Annotated in this window: 13 protein-coding genes; 5 read left to right on the top strand and 8 right to left on the bottom strand. The window is 32.1% G+C overall.

The window, feature by feature from the left end; genetic code table 11:
• Positions 1–4: 4 nt before the first annotated feature.
• A complete protein-coding gene (locus tag L3J35_02745) occupies positions 5–514 on the bottom strand; it encodes a hypothetical protein (protein ID MCF6365099.1) in 510 nt (169 codons plus the stop codon).
• A 138-nt stretch (positions 515–652) separates the two neighbouring features.
• Here L3J35_02745 and L3J35_02740 point away from each other — a divergent pair, with 138 nt between their 5' ends.
• A complete protein-coding gene (locus L3J35_02740; protein MCF6365098.1) occupies positions 653–1,204 on the top strand; it encodes a 1-acyl-sn-glycerol-3-phosphate acyltransferase in 552 nt (183 codons plus the stop codon).
• Between the two features lie 52 nt (positions 1,205–1,256).
• The gene (locus L3J35_02735) at positions 1,257–2,024 is read left to right on the top strand and encodes an amidohydrolase (protein ID MCF6365097.1); all 768 of its coding nucleotides are present in this window, start codon (positions 1,257–1,259) and stop codon (positions 2,022–2,024) included.
• Between the two features lie 74 nt (positions 2,025–2,098).
• On the opposite strand, the gene L3J35_02730 is transcribed toward L3J35_02735, so the two are convergent.
• The 5 genes from L3J35_02730 to L3J35_02710 form a co-directional block, all read right to left on the bottom strand.
• On the bottom strand, positions 2,099–3,880 hold the full coding sequence (locus L3J35_02730; protein ID MCF6365096.1) for an acyl-CoA dehydrogenase family protein: 1,782 nt from the start codon (positions 3,878–3,880) through the stop codon (positions 2,099–2,101).
• Positions 3,881–4,004: 124 nt separating this feature from the next.
• Positions 4,005–7,040 carry a carboxypeptidase regulatory-like domain-containing protein gene (locus L3J35_02725; GenBank protein MCF6365095.1) on the bottom strand — a complete coding sequence of 1,012 codons (3,036 nt, stop codon included), beginning with the start codon at positions 7,038–7,040 and terminating at the stop codon, positions 4,005–4,007.
• A 55-nt stretch (positions 7,041–7,095) separates the two neighbouring features.
• Entirely contained in the window at positions 7,096–8,406 is a 1,311-nt protein-coding gene (locus L3J35_02720; GenBank protein MCF6365094.1) for a UDP-N-acetylmuramoyl-tripeptide--D-alanyl-D-alanine ligase, read from the bottom strand.
• 72 nt (positions 8,407–8,478) lie between these two features.
• Positions 8,479–9,996 carry an SUMF1/EgtB/PvdO family nonheme iron enzyme gene (locus L3J35_02715; protein ID MCF6365093.1) on the bottom strand — a complete coding sequence of 506 codons (1,518 nt, stop codon included), beginning with the start codon at positions 9,994–9,996 and terminating at the stop codon, positions 8,479–8,481.
• 142 nt (positions 9,997–10,138) lie between these two features.
• Positions 10,139–11,071, bottom strand: coding sequence for a PorP/SprF family type IX secretion system membrane protein (locus L3J35_02710; GenBank protein MCF6365092.1), 933 nt, complete (start codon positions 11,069–11,071; stop codon positions 10,139–10,141).
• A gap of 66 nt (positions 11,072–11,137) precedes the next feature.
• Here L3J35_02710 and porU point away from each other — a divergent pair, with 66 nt between their 5' ends.
• From porU to L3J35_02695, 3 genes are read left to right on the top strand one after another with little or no spacing between them, the layout of a single operon-like run.
• Positions 11,138–14,917 (top strand): type IX secretion system sortase PorU, encoded by a 3,780-nt coding sequence (porU, locus tag L3J35_02705; protein MCF6365091.1) that lies wholly within the window; start codon positions 11,138–11,140, stop codon positions 14,915–14,917.
• Positions 14,918–14,949: 32 nt separating this feature from the next.
• Positions 14,950–15,684, top strand: a complete 735-nt coding sequence (locus tag L3J35_02700; protein MCF6365090.1) for a hypothetical protein — start codon at positions 14,950–14,952, stop codon at positions 15,682–15,684.
• 26 nt (positions 15,685–15,710) lie between these two features.
• Positions 15,711–16,529 (top strand): formylglycine-generating enzyme family protein, encoded by an 819-nt coding sequence (locus L3J35_02695; protein MCF6365089.1) that lies wholly within the window; start codon positions 15,711–15,713, stop codon positions 16,527–16,529.
• A gap of 24 nt (positions 16,530–16,553) precedes the next feature.
• On the opposite strand, the gene L3J35_02690 is transcribed toward L3J35_02695, so the two are convergent.
• Together L3J35_02690 and L3J35_02685 are read right to left on the bottom strand one after the other, a co-directional pair.
• Positions 16,554–17,168: a DUF5063 domain-containing protein gene (locus tag L3J35_02690; GenBank protein ID MCF6365088.1), complete on the bottom strand. Its 615-nt coding sequence runs from the start codon at positions 17,166–17,168 to the stop codon at positions 16,554–16,556.
• A gap of 10 nt (positions 17,169–17,178) precedes the next feature.
• Positions 17,179–18,696, bottom strand: a complete 1,518-nt coding sequence (locus tag L3J35_02685; protein ID MCF6365087.1) for an MBOAT family protein — start codon at positions 18,694–18,696, stop codon at positions 17,179–17,181.
• Positions 18,697–18,710: the final 14 nt, after the last annotated feature.

The raw sequence follows: 18,710 nt of genomic DNA, 5'->3' as shown, positions 1-18,710 counted from the left end.
GCTTCTACTTAATCAAGAATTCAAAGTTAGTTTTATTTTTTCCAAATTTATAGGCTTCTTGGGTATTTTTAAAAGTAAAAATAAATAAATTTTTTTGGTCATTATATAAATCATTCAAGATTGTGTTTGAAATACTTACTTTTCTTCCTGAATTATATTTGACTTTATAATATAACCATGTAGAATTTTCATCTTTATTTACTTTTTTTACAAAAACATCTGTATTAAATAAGTTCTTTTTATTTACCTTAAAAATGAAGTTCTTTTTGATATACTTGTTAATATATTTGTTACAATCTTTTGTTTCGTTTGTTTTGCCGAGGTTTATTGTTGTATTAAAATTTTTGTTTACAATTTTCTCAAAGTCGTCAGTAAACAACTTTATTGAAATTAAAAAAGTTTTTTCAGAATCTTTGTAATCAATATTAACTATTGATATATGCACAGGATGTAAGTTTGAAATTTTAAATGAACTTAACAATAAAGTGAAAAATATTGCGGCAATTGTTTTCATCAAATTGGGATATAATTATTTGCTTAACGAATCAGATTTTATCTTAGTATTAAATTGTCAGAAAGTTATGAATTTGAATTATCTCAAAATTACAATTATTTATTAAAAAAGCTATATTTGTCCTTTAAAAAAAGTATAATGGCATCATTTAAGAGATTTACGGCTAAAACATTTTTTAAAATTGTCAGGTGGAAAGTTGTAGGAGATATTCCTGACGTTCCGAAATATGTTATGGTTATTGCTCCGCATACCAGTTTCCTTGATGTAATTTACGGGAAAATGTATAATTGGTTAGTAGATATGAAAGCAACAATTATGATAAAAGAAGAATTTTTCTTTTTTCCGATGGGTGCATTGCTGAGACATTGGGGAGGTATTCCTATAAACAGAAAATATCCGGGAGGTATTATTGCTCAGATGACAGAGGAATTTAATAAATCAGAGAAAATGATTTTGTCAATTACTCCGGAAGGTACACGCTCACCAAACCCTGATTGGAAAACCGGCTTTTACAGAATTGCAGTGTCTGCAAATGTTCCTATATATTTAACTTTGATTGATTTTAAATCGAAAACATTAGGATTTCTCGGAGAACATAAAATAACGGGAGATATGAAATCAGATATTAATGCAATAAAGGAACGATACAGAGGCATGGAGGGATACAGAAAGGGCAAATTTGTTATTTAATATTTAACCTGCGGAAATAAAACCTGTTATATATTATAGATAATGATAAAAAATGAATGTAACAATTATACAATCAAATTTGATTTGGGAAGGTGTTGAAGCTAATTTAAAACACTTTTCCGAAAAAATTAATTCTGTAACTGAAGAAACCGATTTAATTGTTCTTCCGGAAATGTTTGCAACAGGTTTTTCTATGAAACCTAAAAAATTTGCAAAATATGATAATCACCAAATATATTGGCTTTCAGAACACGCAAAAAATAAAAATGCCGTAATTACAGGCAGTATTATTTCTGAAGAAAACGGTAATTTTTTTAACAGCTTAATTTGGATGCAAGCTGACGGAAACTACTTTCAATACAATAAGCGACATTTATTTACATTTGCCGGCGAAGATAAATACTACTCGGCAGGCAAAAAATCAATAATAACAAATATAAATAATTGGAAACTTAAACCGTTGATTTGTTACGATTTAAGATTTCCTGTTTGGAGCAGAAATAAACAGGATTACGATGTTTTAATTTATATTGCAAATTGGCCCGAACGCAGGAATGATGCTTGGAAAACCTTGCTTAAAGCACGAGCAATTGAAAATCAATGCTATGTTGTAGGAGTAAACAGAGTAGGCGAGGACGGAAGCGGAATTTATCATTCGGGAGATTCTGCTGTTATTGACCCCAAAGGGAATATTATAAGTAAGACTAAAGCACACCATGAATCTGTTGAAACTATTTCTTTGGATTTCGAAGAGTTAGATTCTTTCAGAAAGAAATTTCCTGTTGCAAATGATGCCGATAAGTTTGATCTTTATATTTGATAAACCTTATTGTGGTTTAATGATATAAAAAAATGCCGGTTAAACCCGGCATTAATATTTTTATTAACAACTACTTAGAATGTGTATTTATTATCATCAATAAGTTTGTCGGCAATTCTTCTTCTTGCATCTTTTACATTTACGCCTTTAACTTTGGTAAAACATCTTAAGGCTTTAATATATTTGCATTGGTCTGCTTCGTCAACAAATGAATAGATTGCTTCAAGTCCGTTTTTATATACAACATGTGACGAGTCAAATAAATAAACATCCAAAATATCTTTGTAAATACTTCCTTTTTCTCCTTTTAAATCTTGTAATTTTTGAACTCTTAAATATAAAGATTCGGCAACATAAGATTCCATAATAATATCAGAGAAATTGAATAATATTTCTTGTTCACGCGAAAGTTTACGTCCGAATTTATTTTGAGCAGCATCAATTAACATTAAAAATGCAGCTTTAAAATTTGCAACAGTCATTTTTGCATCTTCAAAATACTCTCCTTTAAATTGAGGGCTTTCAGGAATTTTATCTAATGAAGCCGTTATTTTTGCAGCTTCTTCAAAAATAGGGATTTCACCTTTTTGTCCTTTTTTAATTAAAGTATCGGCTGTAACATTTCTGTTAATCTCATTAGTTCCTTCAAAAATTCTGTTAATTCTGGAATCTCTGTAACCTCTTTCAATTGGCGTTTCGGCTGAATATCCCATGCCTCCGTGAATTTGAACACCCTCATCTACAACATAATCTAACATTTCAGAACCGAAAACTTTTATTAGTGCTGCTTCAATTGCAAATTCTCTTTGTGCTTCAACATTTGCTTGTCCTTTTTCCATTCCGTTTGCAATATTTCTTTTTACCGCATCATCAACATTTTTGCTCATACGGTAAACTGCAGCTTCGTTTGCAAATGTTTTTATAACTTGTTGAGCAAGCTTATATTTTATTGCACCGAAGTTAGAAATAAGAGTTTTAAATTGTTTCCTTTCATTAGAGTATTGAACAGATTGATTTATGGCGATTTTTGCAGCACCTATAACATTTGCTCCGAGTTTAATTCTTCCGAGGTTTAAAATATTTAAGGCAATTCTGAAACCGTCACCTCTGTTTCCGAGAAGATTTTCAACGGGAACTTCGCAATCGTTAAAGAAAATTTGGACTGTTGAAGAGCCTTTAATACCCATTTTATGTTCTTCCGTATTAAAAGTAATACCAGGATAATCTCTTTCTACAATAAATGCACTAAGAATTCTGTCATCATCAATTTTTGCAAATACTGTAAGAACATCAGCAAACCCTCCGTTGGTTATCCACATTTTGGACCCGTTAAGAATGTAGTGTGTTCCGGCTTCGTTAAGTACAGCTTTTGTTTTACCGGAATTTGCATCGGAACCTGCTCCCGGCTCAGTTAAACAATATGCTCCGAGCAATTCGCCGGTTGCCAATCCGGGTAAATATTTTTGTTTTTGCTCTTCGTTACCGTAATACATAATAGGTAAAGTTCCTATTCCTGTATCGGCAGAATAAGCAACAGAAAATGCATAACCGGCACCGAGAACATCAGCAACAAGCATAGAAGTTGTGAAATCTTGTCCGAAACCCATATATTCTTCCGGTATTGAAATTCCTAACAAACCTAATTCTCCGGCTTTTTTTAGAATTGAGGGCATTAAACCTTCTTCGTGAGCATCTAATTTGTCCAAATTAGGAATAACTTCTGCGTCTAAAAAATCTTGACATGATTGAGCAATCATTCTGGGTTCTTCTCCGAATTCTTCGGGAATAAATATTTCATTTGCCGTAGTTTCTCTGACGATGAATTCTCCGCCTTTTATTGCATCTTTTTTATCCATATTCAAATCTTTTTATATAATTAATTAAATAAGTCGGCTAAAATAAATAAATTTTCGACCGAAGCAAAAAAAAAGCTTTTAAACAACTATGCTTAAAAGCTTTATAATTTGACCGAAAAGTCAGTTATCTTATTAAAATTATTTTTTCAGATTTAGATGTTCCGGAATAAATAAGTTTGCAAAAATACAAACCGTTTGAAAGCGATTTGTTGTTTGCATCTGTTCCGTTCCATGTAACTTTATGAAGCCCGGCATTAAGGGTTTCATTAACTAATATTTTTATTAATTGACCGTTATAAGAATAAATTCCTAAGAATACAGAAGAACTTTCTTTTACTGAAAATTCAAAAGTTGTAAATTCATTAAACGGATTCGGCGAGATTTTTATGCTTGATAAAGATAATAAAACATCAACAGATACAGATGTTAAAGGAATATTCATTATAACATCTTGATTGTTTACGTCTAATTGTCCGCTGAATGTACTATAATTATTTTTTGTAATTGTGTATGCTAAATTATTACCCGGCAAAACATTGGTGAAAACTGCTTGTCCGTTTATGTCTGTTAAAATATCTTCTGTATTAAAGTTTATATTTGCATTTTCAATCGGATTTGTGCCGTCGGTAATATTAAACGTAACTGTGTATGATGTTTCTGACATTGAAACATTTTCAATAACATCATTGTCAACAACGGAAATAAAACCGTCATAAGTATTAAATCCTGATTTTGTGATTGAGTAAGGACTGTTACTTACAACATTTATGTTTGTGAAAACTGCTTGTCCGATTATATCAGTATTAACAGATTGTGAATTGAAATTGACAACAGCATTTTCAATCGGATTTGTACCGTCATCAACATTAAATGTAACTGTATATGTTACAGTTACTGTCAGAGTAACTGATTGTATAACATCTCCGTCAATAATTGTTACCGTACCGTTTTCTGTATTGTAGCCTGTTTTTGAAACAGTCCAAGGTAAATTAGAACCCGGGTTAACATTTGAAAAAATTGCTTGTCCGCTTGCATCTGTAGATATGTTTTGAGAATTAAAATTGACATTTGCACTTTGAATGGGGTTTGTTCCGTCGGTAACGTTAAATGTTACTGTATATGTTGCAGCCTGCTGGTATTCAGGGAATTCTATGAAATCAACCCAAGCACAATCACTTCCGTTTGCAGCAGAAGCATCTTTGGAATACTCCCAAGTGAAAGTATGTATTCCGGTTGATACAGCATAAGAATTTTGGCTCCAGGCAAGTTCGCCGGACCAACTTCCTTGTTCTGTTCCGTCAATATAGAATTTTAAAAAATCCCAGTTGGATTCGGAAGATACTTTTTTATAGAAACTGATATTCCCGGCAGTTGTAATATTTAGCTCTGTTTGCATAACAGAAGTTTGGTTGTCTGTAATTGCACCTGATTTCATTGAATAGATTCCGTCATAGGCTTCAGGAGTTACTCTTGTCCATGGTAAATTACCGCTGAAAGTGAATATTGAAGGAACATCGGTTTCAAAACTTATTGCATTACTGATTGACAGACTAAAATCAATTACAGTTGTTGTAGAAATATCAATAGTTTTGGTTACGGAAGTATAACCGGTTAGTGTGGCTTTAATATCATAAATATCTTCAGGTACATTATTAATAGTGTAGGTTCCGTCGGCAGCAGTATATACAGGAGTAACAGTTGTGTTAAGTATTTCAATTTTTACACCTTGCAAAGGGTTGCCTGTTCCGTTTTCGGTAACGGTTCCTGAAATATTTACATTTGCAGCTTGCAACAAAACAACATCATTAATAACTGTTGTTTTCCAAGCGGTAACAGTAATGGTGTGCACTTGAGAAATATATCCGAATGAAGAATATGTAACATCATAAGTTCCGGGAGCAATAAGCCTGTAGTAGTCACCATTTGCAGGGTCTGTAGCTACCCATGAGTTATCTTTATCATGTGCCGTTATTTCAATTTTAGCATCAAGCGGGTCGCCGTTGATGTTTTTTACTGTTCCGTTAATTCCGTAATTTGCTTCTTTGATGTAGTCTAACAGTGCTTGTTTGTTGTAGTTCCAATATGCAGGCAGTAAATCTGTTGACAGCAATTTGACAGACGATAATTCTACTGTAACTTCTTTGCAGTGTTGAAAATAAGTCATATAATCTTGTCTTCCTCCTGTAATAACATACCAATCTCCTCCTTCGGTTACTCCGTCGGCATAAGTATCTGTCATATAACTTGAGTTAATAAGTCGTGTAGTTTGAACATAATTTGTGCAAATCTGTTCAAACCAATTTGCATCAACATTTGCATTATCTGCAGTAGTCCATGTATCCCAAGGGTAGTTCATTACTTCTGCTCCGCCGTGAAAATTTGCAGACATAACAAAATGATGTGCAGAAACAAAGTCCATCATATCTTGTGTTTCTTGGCTGTAAGGTGTATTTGCTCCTATTCTCGGATCGGGAAAATCTCTGTTCGGGTCTTGTCCGTTTGCAAGGCTTCTTACTGCACTTGCAACGGTAGTATTTCCTCCGTTATATGTTCCGTCCGGATTTGCAGCAGGATTTATATATAATTCAAAATTATTTATAATATTTGTTACCTCTGTATTTGTTCCGTAGTTAGATAATAAATAATCGGCTAATCTTAAGGTTAAAACAAAACCTGTAATTTCATCACCGTGCATACTTGATGTATAGAAAAATTCAGGTTCTTGTTCGTGTGTTGCAACATTATCAGATATCTTCAGTACTAAAACTAATCGTCCGTTTTGGCTGTAACCGATTGTATCTAAATCACATAAAGCAGGAAAGTTTGTTTGGAAATCTTGCATCATTTGAACATATACGTCATAAGTAGGATATCTGTCCCAATTTGCCATTTCTGCTACGGTAGTTGCCATATTAATTACTTTGCCTTGTGAAGGGTGGGGCAATATTTCATATTTATAACCTAAAGATTTGAATTTTTCAAATTGTTTTGGATTTGCATAGGCAGTAACTTCACCGTTTTTATAATTATCAATTGAGATAACTTCAGTTAATACTTTTAGCTCTTCTTTTGAACTTACTTTGAATTTAAAGATATATTCTTGTGAGGATGCTGTGAAAGCAAAAAATAACAGTGTCAGTATAAGTAGGTTTTTCTTCATTTCATTTTAATTTAAATACAAGTATAAGATTGCTTAGTAAGACTTTGGTTGCACATTAATGTGCATTAATATATTTTATGGTTTCTTCTAATTTCATGCCTCTGGAACCTTTAATTAAAAACCAAGATTTATTAAACTTAATATTTGAAAGGTTATTTATTAATTCGTCAGTTGTTTGAAATGATTCTATGTTTTCATTTTGATATTTTTCCGAATAAACGGAACGGAAAATATTCCCGACTATATATATACGTGTTTTATTGTTTTTTTGTTTAAGTTTTACCAACTTTTTTAAAATATTTGTGTGTTCTTCTTGTGCATATTCTCCGAGCTCGAACATATCTCCTAAAATAAGAACTTTATTTTCTTGCTTAATATTTATAAAATTATCAATTGCCAAAGACATACTTGTAGGGTTAGCGTTGTATGCATCAAGTATAATATTTAAGGAGTCTTTTTTTATTATTTGAGATCTGTTATTTTCAGGAATATAATTTTCGATTGCTTGTTTTATCTTATTTATCTCAATTTTAAAATATTTTCCGATACAAGCAGCAGCTAAAATGTTTTCAAAATTAAAGCTGCCTATAAGCTTTGATTTAATTTTTACATTATCAATTATTATATTTACAAAAGGGTCAGAAGCTATTAGTTTCCCTTTGCAAAAAACATTTTTATTTGTGCCGTAATTTACGGTTTTTTGCGAGGCAAGCAGGTTTGTTAAAAGTTTATTATCTTCATTTAAAAAAATTATTCCTTTATTCTTTTCGATTGATTGATACAGTTCTTTTTTTGTATTAATAAGCCCGTTGAATGACCCGAAACCTTTGAGGTGTGCTTTTCCTATATTTGTTATTAAACCGTAATCCGGAACAGCAATATTACAAAGAGTTTCAATCTCTCCGGGGTGATTTGCTCCCATTTCAACAACTCCTATTTTTGTTGTTTTGTCGAATGAAAGTAATGTAAGAGGCACTCCTATATGATTATTGAAGTTTCCGGTCGTAGATTTAACTTTATATTTTTTCAGCAGAACATGTGTTATTAACTCTTTGGTTGTTGTTTTTCCGTTCGTTCCCGTAATGGCAATAATCGGAATTTTTAATTTTTTTCTGTGAAATGCTGCTAATTCTTGGAGAGATATTAAACTGTTTTCAACAACAATACATTTTTTTTTATTTAGATATTTTGTATTATCGGTTATTGCAAAAGATGCTCCTTTTTGAATTGCAAGATTTACATATTGACTTCCGTCAAAATTATCTCCTTTTAAAGCCCAAAATATATCTCCGTTTTTAATTGTTCTGCTGTCGGTTGATATATTCGGGTTATTTAAGAAGATATTATAAAGTTCCGAGATTTTCATTATAATTTTAAAAATGCGAATATAAAAAAAAGACCTCAAATAGAGGTCTTTTATTATATTTAGTTTAATTTTTTAATTCCCGCCGGGGCTTCCGAGTCTAATCATAGAGCATCTGAAACCTAAATCATCTCTAGCTTCTTTTTCATCAAGAAATCTTCTGTTTCCGGGTATTAACCAATATGCTCTGTCTCTCCATCCGCCGCCTTTATAAACTCTGGATTTATCAGTTACCATAGAACTCATTCCTACACCGTTTTCATTACCTTGTTTATACATTCTTGAAGATCCGGGGTCGTCTTCTCTTAACCAATCGCCGTCAACAACGCTTGATTGGACATCACCGTCTTTATAATTAACATTATATGCTCTTTGGTAATTATGTCTTCCCATACTTTCCTCATCAGTCATTAATCGATATTTCATTTGTCCGAGGCTGTCTTTTGCAACATAATTTCCGTCTGCATCTTTTTCTTTTACCATAAATATATTACCTCTGAAAGGGTTAAAATCATCAACATCTTGCGATGAGTTTGCTCTATATACATCTCTTACCCATTCGTTTACGTTTCCTGCCATACAAAATAACCCAAAATCATTCGGCCAATAAGAATCAACCGGTACTGTTATAGACCCGTTATCATTTAGTGCACCTGCAACACCCATCATGTCTCCTCTTCCTCTTTTAAAGTTTGCCATAAAGCGACCTAATTCGTTTTTGGTGTCTCTTCTTAGATAATGTCCGTTCCAAGGATACAATCTGTGTGACCATATTCTTTCGGGAGAATCTTTTGAATTTCCTAATAGAGCTAAAGCTGCATATTCCCATTCAGCTTCTGTAGGTAATTGATATTTCGGTAATAAAATTCCGTCTTCCATTTTTACTCTTCTTTCTCCGTCTCCGCTTAAGCTTGGTAAACCACGTTCAACTCCTATATCATACTGTCCTGCAAAATATGCTTCGGTATTAAAGTTTTCTGCACCGTTTTGATCGTCAGGAGTAAAGCGAAGGATTCCTTCGTCAACTAAAATTTGTTCGTTAACACGGTCGGTTCGCCAGTCGCAATATTTGTTTGCTTGTATCCAATTTATTCCGACAACCGGATATGTATAATACATAGGTGATCTGAAATAATACTCTACAAACGGTTCATTATATGCTAACTTTCTTCTCCAAGCTAAAGTATCAGGTAATGCGTCTTGATATATTTGAGGCATATCAATAAACACTTTATTCAGCCAATAAAGATATTCTAAATAGTCAACATTTTTTACTTCTGTTTCGTCCATATAAAATGAGGATACAGTAGATCTTCTGGGAAGATTATTCCATGAATACATTATGTCCTGTTCTACTCGTCCCATTTGAAAAGCACCGCCTTCAATAAAAACAAGACCGGGACCGGTTTTTTGTTCATTAAAAGTTGATACTTCAAATCCTCCGTTTTCAGTATTATTATACATCCAACCTGTAGTTGTTGAGTGGGTTCCGAGACCTACTCGTCCTGTTGAACTGCTGCCGCCGCCGCATGAACTAAAAATTAAAGCCATACCTACAAAAGCTGCAATCGGAAATAAAAATTTCATTTTCATCTGTTTTTTTTTTATTTTTTTCAATAATCAGACGGAATTTGCATAGAGAACTGATTTTTTATATTTTGAAAATCAGCACAATATCTATACTCCTTACATTTAATAACCTGTTTTTAATTAATTTTTCAATTCACAAATATAACTAAATATTTGAACAAAATATTGTGTTTTTAATATTTCTTTTTTTTCTGCACTTAAATTTATATCTTATAGATAGTTGATTTCCTCCTGTCGGAAGAGAAATGTATTTTGTCATTAACATATCGTAAGTGTATGATATTCTTATGTTTTTGTAATTCAGCCCTAATGTAAATATGCTCGAAACTGAGTTAAATAATAAATTGTGTTTTATAAAAATTCTTGTTAAAAAAATGTTATTAATTATATTAAATCCATATATAATTTGATGAGAGTTGTTTTGATAATTATAAATAAATTCCGGTGTAAATATATTAAAATATTTCTGATTAGTTCTTTTTCTTACAGAAAAAACCTTGCCAATATGAATTGTATATCCGGTATTTATTATTCCGGGATTATTTTTTTTGAATATTTTATCAATATGATGTAAAGATAATCCAAACCTGTATTTGTCTGAGATGTATGTGCTTCCTATTGAGAAGTCATAATCTTTATAGGTTTTAAAGAAAGTTTCTCCCGATGTTTCATAAATAACACCGTTAACAGGGTCAATTTGATTATTAAATATTAAGTTATCCGTATTTATGTTTTGTTGGATGTAACTTATTTGAATAGCTGTATTCAGTATCTTTTTATTGCCTATATTGAGTTTGTAAGTGTAAATTAAATCAGTTTTCAGATTATTAATTGCGTTGTTTCCTTGCCTGAAATCTGATATAATAAAACCGATACCGCTGTTATATTTTTTAAAGTATTGATTATATGAAGAACTGTACAAGTCATTAAAAAATGTTTTACGGTAAGTTAAGTTAATTTCAGCACATTCATTAAGACCTGAATATGCAGGGTTAAATAATATTTTTTCAGAATAAGGATCAGAGAAAGTAATTTCTTGAGCGTTTACGGAATAAAAAAGAGCTAAAAATATACTCAATAGTATAAAACAGCGTTTTACAAAAATATAATAATTGCCTTTTTTTGACAAAACAAACATCTGAAAATGATTATAAAGAATATAAAATTAGTGATATTATTAATAATACCTTTTGTTATTGTTAATAATTCTGTGTTTTCTCAAACTTTTTCCGAAAAAATTAACTGGAAAAAGAATAAGCAAATAATCGACTCAACTAACAGCTATACTTTACTTGATTTTGATAATATATTATATGATAAAAATATGTTGCCTTATTACGGAAACAAAATAAATATTGATAAATACTACAACGGAAACTATAGCTATTCTTTAAAACCTGAAAACATTAAATTTATTGCTTTGTCAAACGAGGAATTAACAGGTGTAAAATATCTTGAAAAGTTATCAAATGATTTTGAATTTAAGTCAAAAATGTTTTTTGCAAGAGGAGTACCTTATATAAAGTATAATTTTTCTGCTGTCAGAAAAAATAAAACAACAGGGTTGTATGAAAAAATAGTCGGCTTTGATTTGAAAGTTGTAAAGCAAACATTAAAATATAATAAAGCCAAAAAAATATATGCCGATAATTCAATATTGAGTTCGGGAACATGGAAGCGAATAAAAATACAGGAAAGCGGAATCTATAAATTAACATACGATGAGTTGCAAAATATAGGTATTACTAATCCTGAAAATGTAAGAATATTCGGAAATGCAACAGGATGGTTACCGATGATTGCCGGAGACGAACGCCCGGATGATTTGGTTGAAAACGACATTTTAAAAGAAAATAATTCGGTTATTTTTTATGCACAAGGACCTGATCGTTGGGACTATAATGAATCGGAAAACATTTTTGAACCCGTAAATCATTATTATTCAGATTACTCTTATTATTTTTTAACTTCGGATGTAAATACCGGATATAATAATACTATAAAAATAGAAAATCAATCTTCTTTGCCGGAAACACATAATGTAAACAGTTATTCATCTTATGCCGTGCATGAGAAGGATTTATATAATATTGCCGAAACCGGCAGAAGATTATACGGAGAATCTTTTGATATAGACAATAGTCAGAGTTTTACATTATTATTACCTAACTTGCTTAATAATCAGAATGCAAAAATTAATGTTTTTGCAGCTTCGACATCTTCAAGTTCATATTTTGACGTAAGTGTAAACGGTACATCTCAAAATATTAATTTCAGTAATTTTTTTGATTATGATTTAGCCGACAGATCATCAACCGTATTTGATTTTAATACCGGAAATTCTGATAATATTACGGTTAATATTAATTTTAGCAGTACTTCCCCTGCAACACAATCTTGGTTAGATTATTTTTTCATTAACGCTGAAAGTGAGTTGAGATTTACAAGCGGGCAGATGTCGTTTCGAAGTTCCGAAACATACGGAGCGGGAAATGTTACAAGATATAATATAAGTAATGCCGGAAGTTCCGTTACTATTTGGGATATTACAGATAAAACTAAACCGAGAAGGGTAAATGCCACAGTACAAGGTAATTCTCAAAGTTTTAAACTTGAAAGCTCAAATTTAAAAGAATTTACAGCTTTTGATAAAACCGTTTTTTTGAAACCAGACTTAAATGATGTTAAAGATGTTGAAAATCAAAACCTGCATGCAACTTCAGGCAATACAGACATGATAATTATTTCTTATCCGGATTTTTTACCGCAAGCAAATGAATTAAAAGATTTGCATGAAACAATGGATAATATGTCGATAAAAGTTGTAACACAACAGCAGGTTTATAATGAGTTTTCATCAGGAGCTCCCGATTTTTCAGCAATAAGAGATTATGTAAAAATGGTATATGACAAATCGCCCGAACATAAATTAAAATATCTGTTGTTGTTTGGTGACGGCTCTTATGATAACAAATCCGGCGAAGGAATAAACGGAAATTTTATGATAACCTATCAACAAGAGTTTTCCGAAGGTCTCGGAAATTCTGATGTAACCGATGATTTTTTTGGTTATTTGGATGATAATGAGGGGGATGTCGGAACAAGACCTGAAGGTCTTTTGGATATCGGCATAGGACGTATTCCTGTTACTTCCGTTCAAGAGGCAAGTGAACATATTGCAAAAATTAAACGATATGTCAATGCTGAAACTTTCAGTGATTGGAGAAACCAATTATGTTTTATTGCTGATGACGAGGATGCAAATATTCATATGATACAAACTGAGGCACTAACAAATTATGTCGATACTGCTTTTCCCGTATTTAATATTGAAAAAATATATTTTGATGCATATACCCAATATACCGAATCCGGCGGTGAAAGATACCCTGATGTTAACAAGGCAATTACAAACAGAATACAAAAAGGAACTTTGTTGGTAAATTATGTCGGGCACGGAGGTGAAAACGGTCTTGCCCATGAAAGAATTGTTACCATAAGCGAAATTAATGACTGGAAGAATTTTGATAAATTACCGTTATTTGTAACAGCTACTTGTGAGTTTACAAGATTTGACGATTATAAGTTCACATCAGCAGGAGAAAGAGTGTTTTTAAACCCCGAAGGCGGAGCAATTGCCCTGTTCACAACAGCAAGAATTGCTTGGATAAGCTCAAACGGTCAATTAACAAAAGAACTGTATAAGAATATGTTCGGAAGTTTTGAGTCCGGTGAAAGATATTGTCTCGGAGATATTATCAGAATAACAAAAGTTAATCAAGACCATGATAACAACTTAATTTTCTTTTTAATGGGAGATCCTGCACTGCATCTCGGATTTGCAGCAGAAAATAAAGTAATTACAAAAACAATAAACGGACATCCCGTTTCTGAAATTGATACTTTAAAAGCTCTAAGTCTTGCATCTTTTTCAGGCGAATTACAAGATAAAAACGGTAATAAACTCACTAATTTTAACGGTATAGTTTATCCGACAGTTTACGACAAAATAAGAACAGTTACAACTCAAGATAATAACGGAATAGGTGCATACACTTATGAAACAAGAGATAATACAGTTTATAAAGGTGCCGCAAGTATTACAAACGGAGATTTCGACTTTGAATTTATTGTCCCGAAAGATATTGCCCTCAATGTTGATACCGGAAAAGTAAGTTATTATGCTCATAACGGTACAATTGATGCAAAAGGTTATTCGTTTGATTTTTTGGCAGGCGATATTTCCGATGATTATGAAGAAGATAATACAGGACCCGAAATCAGTTTATATATGAATGACGAAAATTTTGTTTCGGGCGGAATGACAGATGTTAATCCGAGAATTTATGCAAAACTTTTTGATGAACACGGAATAAACACCGCTTCCGGAGGAATAGGACATGATATTACGGGCATTTTGGATGACGACATTCAAAATATTATTGTAATGAATGATGATTACAGAGCCGATGAAGATACATATAAAAGCGGTTCGCTCGAACATTTCTTATTTAATTTGGAACAGGGAGAGCACACACTAAAGTTTAAAGCTTGGGATGTTTATAATAATTCTTCTGAAGAATATATTGAATTTTTGGTTATTGAAGCAGGTAATTTAACAATTGACAGATTACTTAATTATCCCAATCCGTTTACCACGCACACCGATTTTTATTTTGAACACAATCAAGCCGGAACCGACATTGACGTTCTGATACAAATTTTTACCGTTTCCGGAAAGTTAGTAAAAACAATCGAATCAAGCTTTTTGGCTGACGGATACAGAGCAGGACCTTATCCTTGGGACGGAACCGACGATTTCGGTAACAGAATAGGAAGAGGAGTTTATGTTTACAGAGTAAAACTTCGTTCATCAACCGGAGATATTGCCGAAAAATATGAAAAATTACTTATACTTAAGTAGAAAGTCAATAGTTAAAAGTAGAAAGTTAAAAGTTGGAAACAATAAATGAATTTACAGATTTTCTTGATTTGATTATTTCTGAAAATAATTTGAATTTATCCGTAAAAGAAAAGTTCATTTTTTTACCTTATGAAAAATACCCAAAAGCCGACAAAACAAACAACAAATTTATTGTATATGAAGATTGGTGGATTAAAAATCCTGAAATAGTAAAAAGCAAGATTATTTCAATTTTAAAATTAAGCACGAGAGTTTATGCAAGGGAATGCACAGTTAAGAAAATTGACAAACCTGTTGCAAATTTATTTCTTAAAGAAAATCATTTATACGGCTCCGTAAAATCCAAAGTAAAATACGGCTTATTTTACAAAAATCGCTTGTACGGTATAATCACTTTTGCGGGGCAAAGACGATTTCAAAACGGAAGTCGTTCTGTTGAATTACTAAGATTTTGCAATAAAAATTACTGTACCGTTGTAGGAGGATTTGATAAACTTTTATCTGCATATATTAAAGATTATCAGCCCGATACTGTAATGACCTATATTGATTTAGATTGGGGCGGGGGAGAAGCATTTAAAAACTTAGGTTTTGTAAGCAAAGAAAAAAAAGAGCCGATGATGTTTTATGTAAATAAACAAACAGGAGAAAGAATTTCCCAAAAATATTTTAATGATATTAAGGAACAGAATAAATATGAAAAAGTTTTTAATAAAGGAAGTTTAAAAATGATAAAAAATAATTTTAAGGCAAGGAATTTGTATTAATTACATAAAATTGACAGAATCATAACATGAATAAGCTTTTTAGAACAGGATTAATTATTATTTCAATACTGATTACAGGTATAAGTTTTTCTCAAAAGGAAATAAAAATGGTTTCCGTAAAAGGCGGAACTTTTGAAATGGGTTCCGATAATGATTTGTTTAAAGACGAAAGCCCAAAGCATGAAGTTACCTTAAGTGACTTTTATATTTCTCAATATGAAATAGGTTACGATGATTATTCTGCTTTTTGCAATGTTGCAGGATACAGTGAACCATACGGAATGACTGAATTTCCTGCATCAAATATAACTTGGCAAAGAGCTGTAATGATGTGTAATTGGTTGAGCAGAAGAGACGGTTTCGATAAAGCCTACGATATTGAAAGAAACAAAAAAGAAGGTATTTTTAAGGTAACTTGTAATTTTAATTCGAACGGTTACAGATTACCTACAGAAGCTGAGTGGGAGTATGCCGCAAAAGGCGGGCATCGCTCAAAAGATTACAGATTCAGCGGAAGTAATAGCCCTTTTTTAGTTGCCTGGTTCAGTGATACTTATAAAGGGCTTGAGCATAAATCAGGGGAACTGCTGCCTAACGAACTCGGTTTATATGATATGACCGGGAATATTGCAGAATGGTGTTGGGATTATTACGGTGAGAATTATTATGCAAAATCTGATTCAATAAATCCCAAAGGACTTGATGTGGGTTCTAAGCGTGTTTTCAGAGGCGGTTCCAGAAGAGATAAAATGATACATATTGAAATTACGAGACGCTCATTTTTGGAAGAAGATAAAAAGAATTTGTATGTCGGTTTCAGGGTTGTAAGAACTAAAACAGACTAACGGAAACAAGAAGGAACAAAAAATTTAATTTTCAAAAATCTCATCAAGCCAATTTTTTGAATCGCCTTTTTGAATTTCAGTTTTATCTTTATTTTCTTCGGTTGCTAAATCAATGTTCCCGTATAATAAATTATGAAATTCTTTCAGAACAATAATAATTCGAGAACCCCATATTTGCTCAAAATTATTTTTACATTCCCAAAGCCCTTCAGTTATTGCTTCTTCGTTTCCGAATTGGTATAATTGCGTAAAATCTTTTAAATCTTGGTAAGTATCCGTTAAACATTCCGATAAACTTATATTTACCGGACTATCGGGTGTTGCAGGTTCAATTAAATCATTAAATGTTTCAAGGCTGCCGAGTTTTGTCGAAATTCCGGTATCAATAAAATGCCAATCGGCTTCCGTTATAAAGGTTTCAGTTTCGGCATTTATTATGTTTTTCGGTTTTGGTAAAATAACAGCTTTTAAATGAAGTAAAGTCAATAATTTATATGCTTGTTCAATAAACTGTTCTCGTGTAAGAACGTTTAAACTTTCAATAAGCAAACAATATTCATTTGCAACGGTAACAAATTCAATAACTTCTTTTGTGTAAATAAGTTTGTCGGGTAAGTTGTTATTTTCGTCAGAAGGCATCTTAAATCATTTAAAATTGAAAATATATAAAGGGCTGTAAATCAGCAGTTCGAGCTTGCCAAATTAGTAATACCGCTAAAACAACAACGGTTGCTTTTGCCCATTGCGGCGAATTTATAAAAATGTTTTTATAAACGTTTTTTACTTTAACCGGCAACCAGTGAATAATCATTGCAACAAGCATTACTCCAAAAATATTTTTATATGCAATAATAACTTCTCCTATTTGCGAAAATTTAAATGCAGTTGTAATTTGGTGCATAATGCTGTTTGCAGCTTGCATAGTTTCGGCTCTGAACCAAATACGTGTTACCGTTATAAAATTAAAGGTTAAAAATATGGCATAAAATCGTACTGCCCAAGTTTTGCTGTCTTTAAACGGACTTATTTGTCTCCAATATTTATAAACAACCAGCCCAATTCCGTTTAAACCGCCCCAAATAACAAATTGCCAACTTGCTCCGTGCCACAATCCTCCGAGCAACATAGTCAGCATTAAATTAAAATTTGTTCTTACTTTACCTCTGCGGTTACCTCCCAGCGGAATGTATAAATAATCTTTGAGCCAAGTTGATAATGAAATATGCCAACGTTTCCAAAATTCGCCTGTATGCAAAGCTTTGTAGGGCGAATTAAAGTTAACGGGTAAGCGAAATCCCATCAGCAGAGCAACACCGATTGCAACATCGGTATAACCGGAAAAATCGGCATAAACTTGCAAAGAATATCCGTAAAGTGCCATAAGATTTTCAAAACCTCCGTATGTTGTAGGGTTGCTGAAAACACGGTCAACAAAATTTACGGCAATATAATCGGCAACTACAAGTTTTTTCAGTAAGCCGTTTAAAATCATAAAAATTGCAATTCCGAATTCGGCTTTTGTAATGCTGTATTTTTTATACAATTGCGGAATAAATTCAGCTGCTCTTACAATTGGGCCCGCAACTAATTGCGGGAAAAATGAAACATAAAATCCGAAATCTATTATGCTGTTAACCGGTTTTAGTTTTTTTCGGTAAATATCAATCGAGTAACTTATGGTTTGAAATGTAAAGAATGATATACCTACCGGAAGAATAATTTTATCAATCGTAAAATGTGTTCCGGCAAATTGATTTGTCCATTTTGCCAGCAAATCAACCGGTTCAAGCTGCATTCCGAAAAGGTAATTAATGCTTTCCGTAAAGAAACCTGAATATTTATAATAAACTAGAACAGAAAGGTTTACCGTTACGCTTAAAGCAACCAAAAGTTTTCTCCTCAGCTTAACATCTGATTTGTAAATAGCTTTTCCTATAAAAAAATCGACAATTGTTGAAAATATTAATAAAAGAAAAAATATTCCGCTTGTTTTGTAATAGAAAAATAAACTTACAAGAAATAAATAAGCATTTCGAGGCTTTTCTTTCTTATAAACAATAGAATATAATGCCAATACAACAGCAAAAAATGCCCAAAAATAGAAGCGTGTAAAGATTAAAGGAGCATCTTTATTAAAGAGGAAAATATTTCTTAAAAAGTCATCCATAAATTAACGGCTGC

The sequence above is a fragment of the Bacteroidales bacterium genome (assembly GCA_021648725.1).
Taxonomy (GTDB): Bacteria; Bacteroidota; Bacteroidia; order Bacteroidales; family JAADGE01; genus JAADGE01.
The sequence above is the reverse complement of the archived record's forward strand: the minus strand, read 5'-3'. Positions and strand labels throughout refer to the sequence as shown.

Coding starts and splice junctions, on each gene's coding strand:
- L3J35_02730 (MCF6365096.1), bottom strand. CDS start 3,880: ATGGATAAAAAAGATGCAATAAAAGGCGGAGAATTCATCGTCAGAGAA.
- L3J35_02735 (MCF6365097.1), top strand. CDS start 1,257: ATGAATGTAACAATTATACAATCAAATTTGATTTGGGAAGGTGTTGAA.
- L3J35_02690 (MCF6365088.1), bottom strand. CDS start 17,168: ATGCCTTCTGACGAAAATAACAACTTACCCGACAAACTTATTTACACA.
- L3J35_02745 (MCF6365099.1), bottom strand. CDS start 514: ATGAAAACAATTGCCGCAATATTTTTCACTTTATTGTTAAGTTCATTT.
- porU (MCF6365091.1), top strand. CDS start 11,138: ATGATTATAAAGAATATAAAATTAGTGATATTATTAATAATACCTTTT.
- L3J35_02740 (MCF6365098.1), top strand. CDS start 653: ATGGCATCATTTAAGAGATTTACGGCTAAAACATTTTTTAAAATTGTC.
- L3J35_02695 (MCF6365089.1), top strand. CDS start 15,711: ATGAATAAGCTTTTTAGAACAGGATTAATTATTATTTCAATACTGATT.
- L3J35_02715 (MCF6365093.1), bottom strand. CDS start 9,996: ATGAAAATGAAATTTTTATTTCCGATTGCAGCTTTTGTAGGTATGGCT.
- L3J35_02725 (MCF6365095.1), bottom strand. CDS start 7,040: ATGAAGAAAAACCTACTTATACTGACACTGTTATTTTTTGCTTTCACA.
- L3J35_02720 (MCF6365094.1), bottom strand. CDS start 8,406: ATGAAAATCTCGGAACTTTATAATATCTTCTTAAATAACCCGAATATA.
- L3J35_02685 (MCF6365087.1), bottom strand. CDS start 18,696: ATGGATGACTTTTTAAGAAATATTTTCCTCTTTAATAAAGATGCTCCT.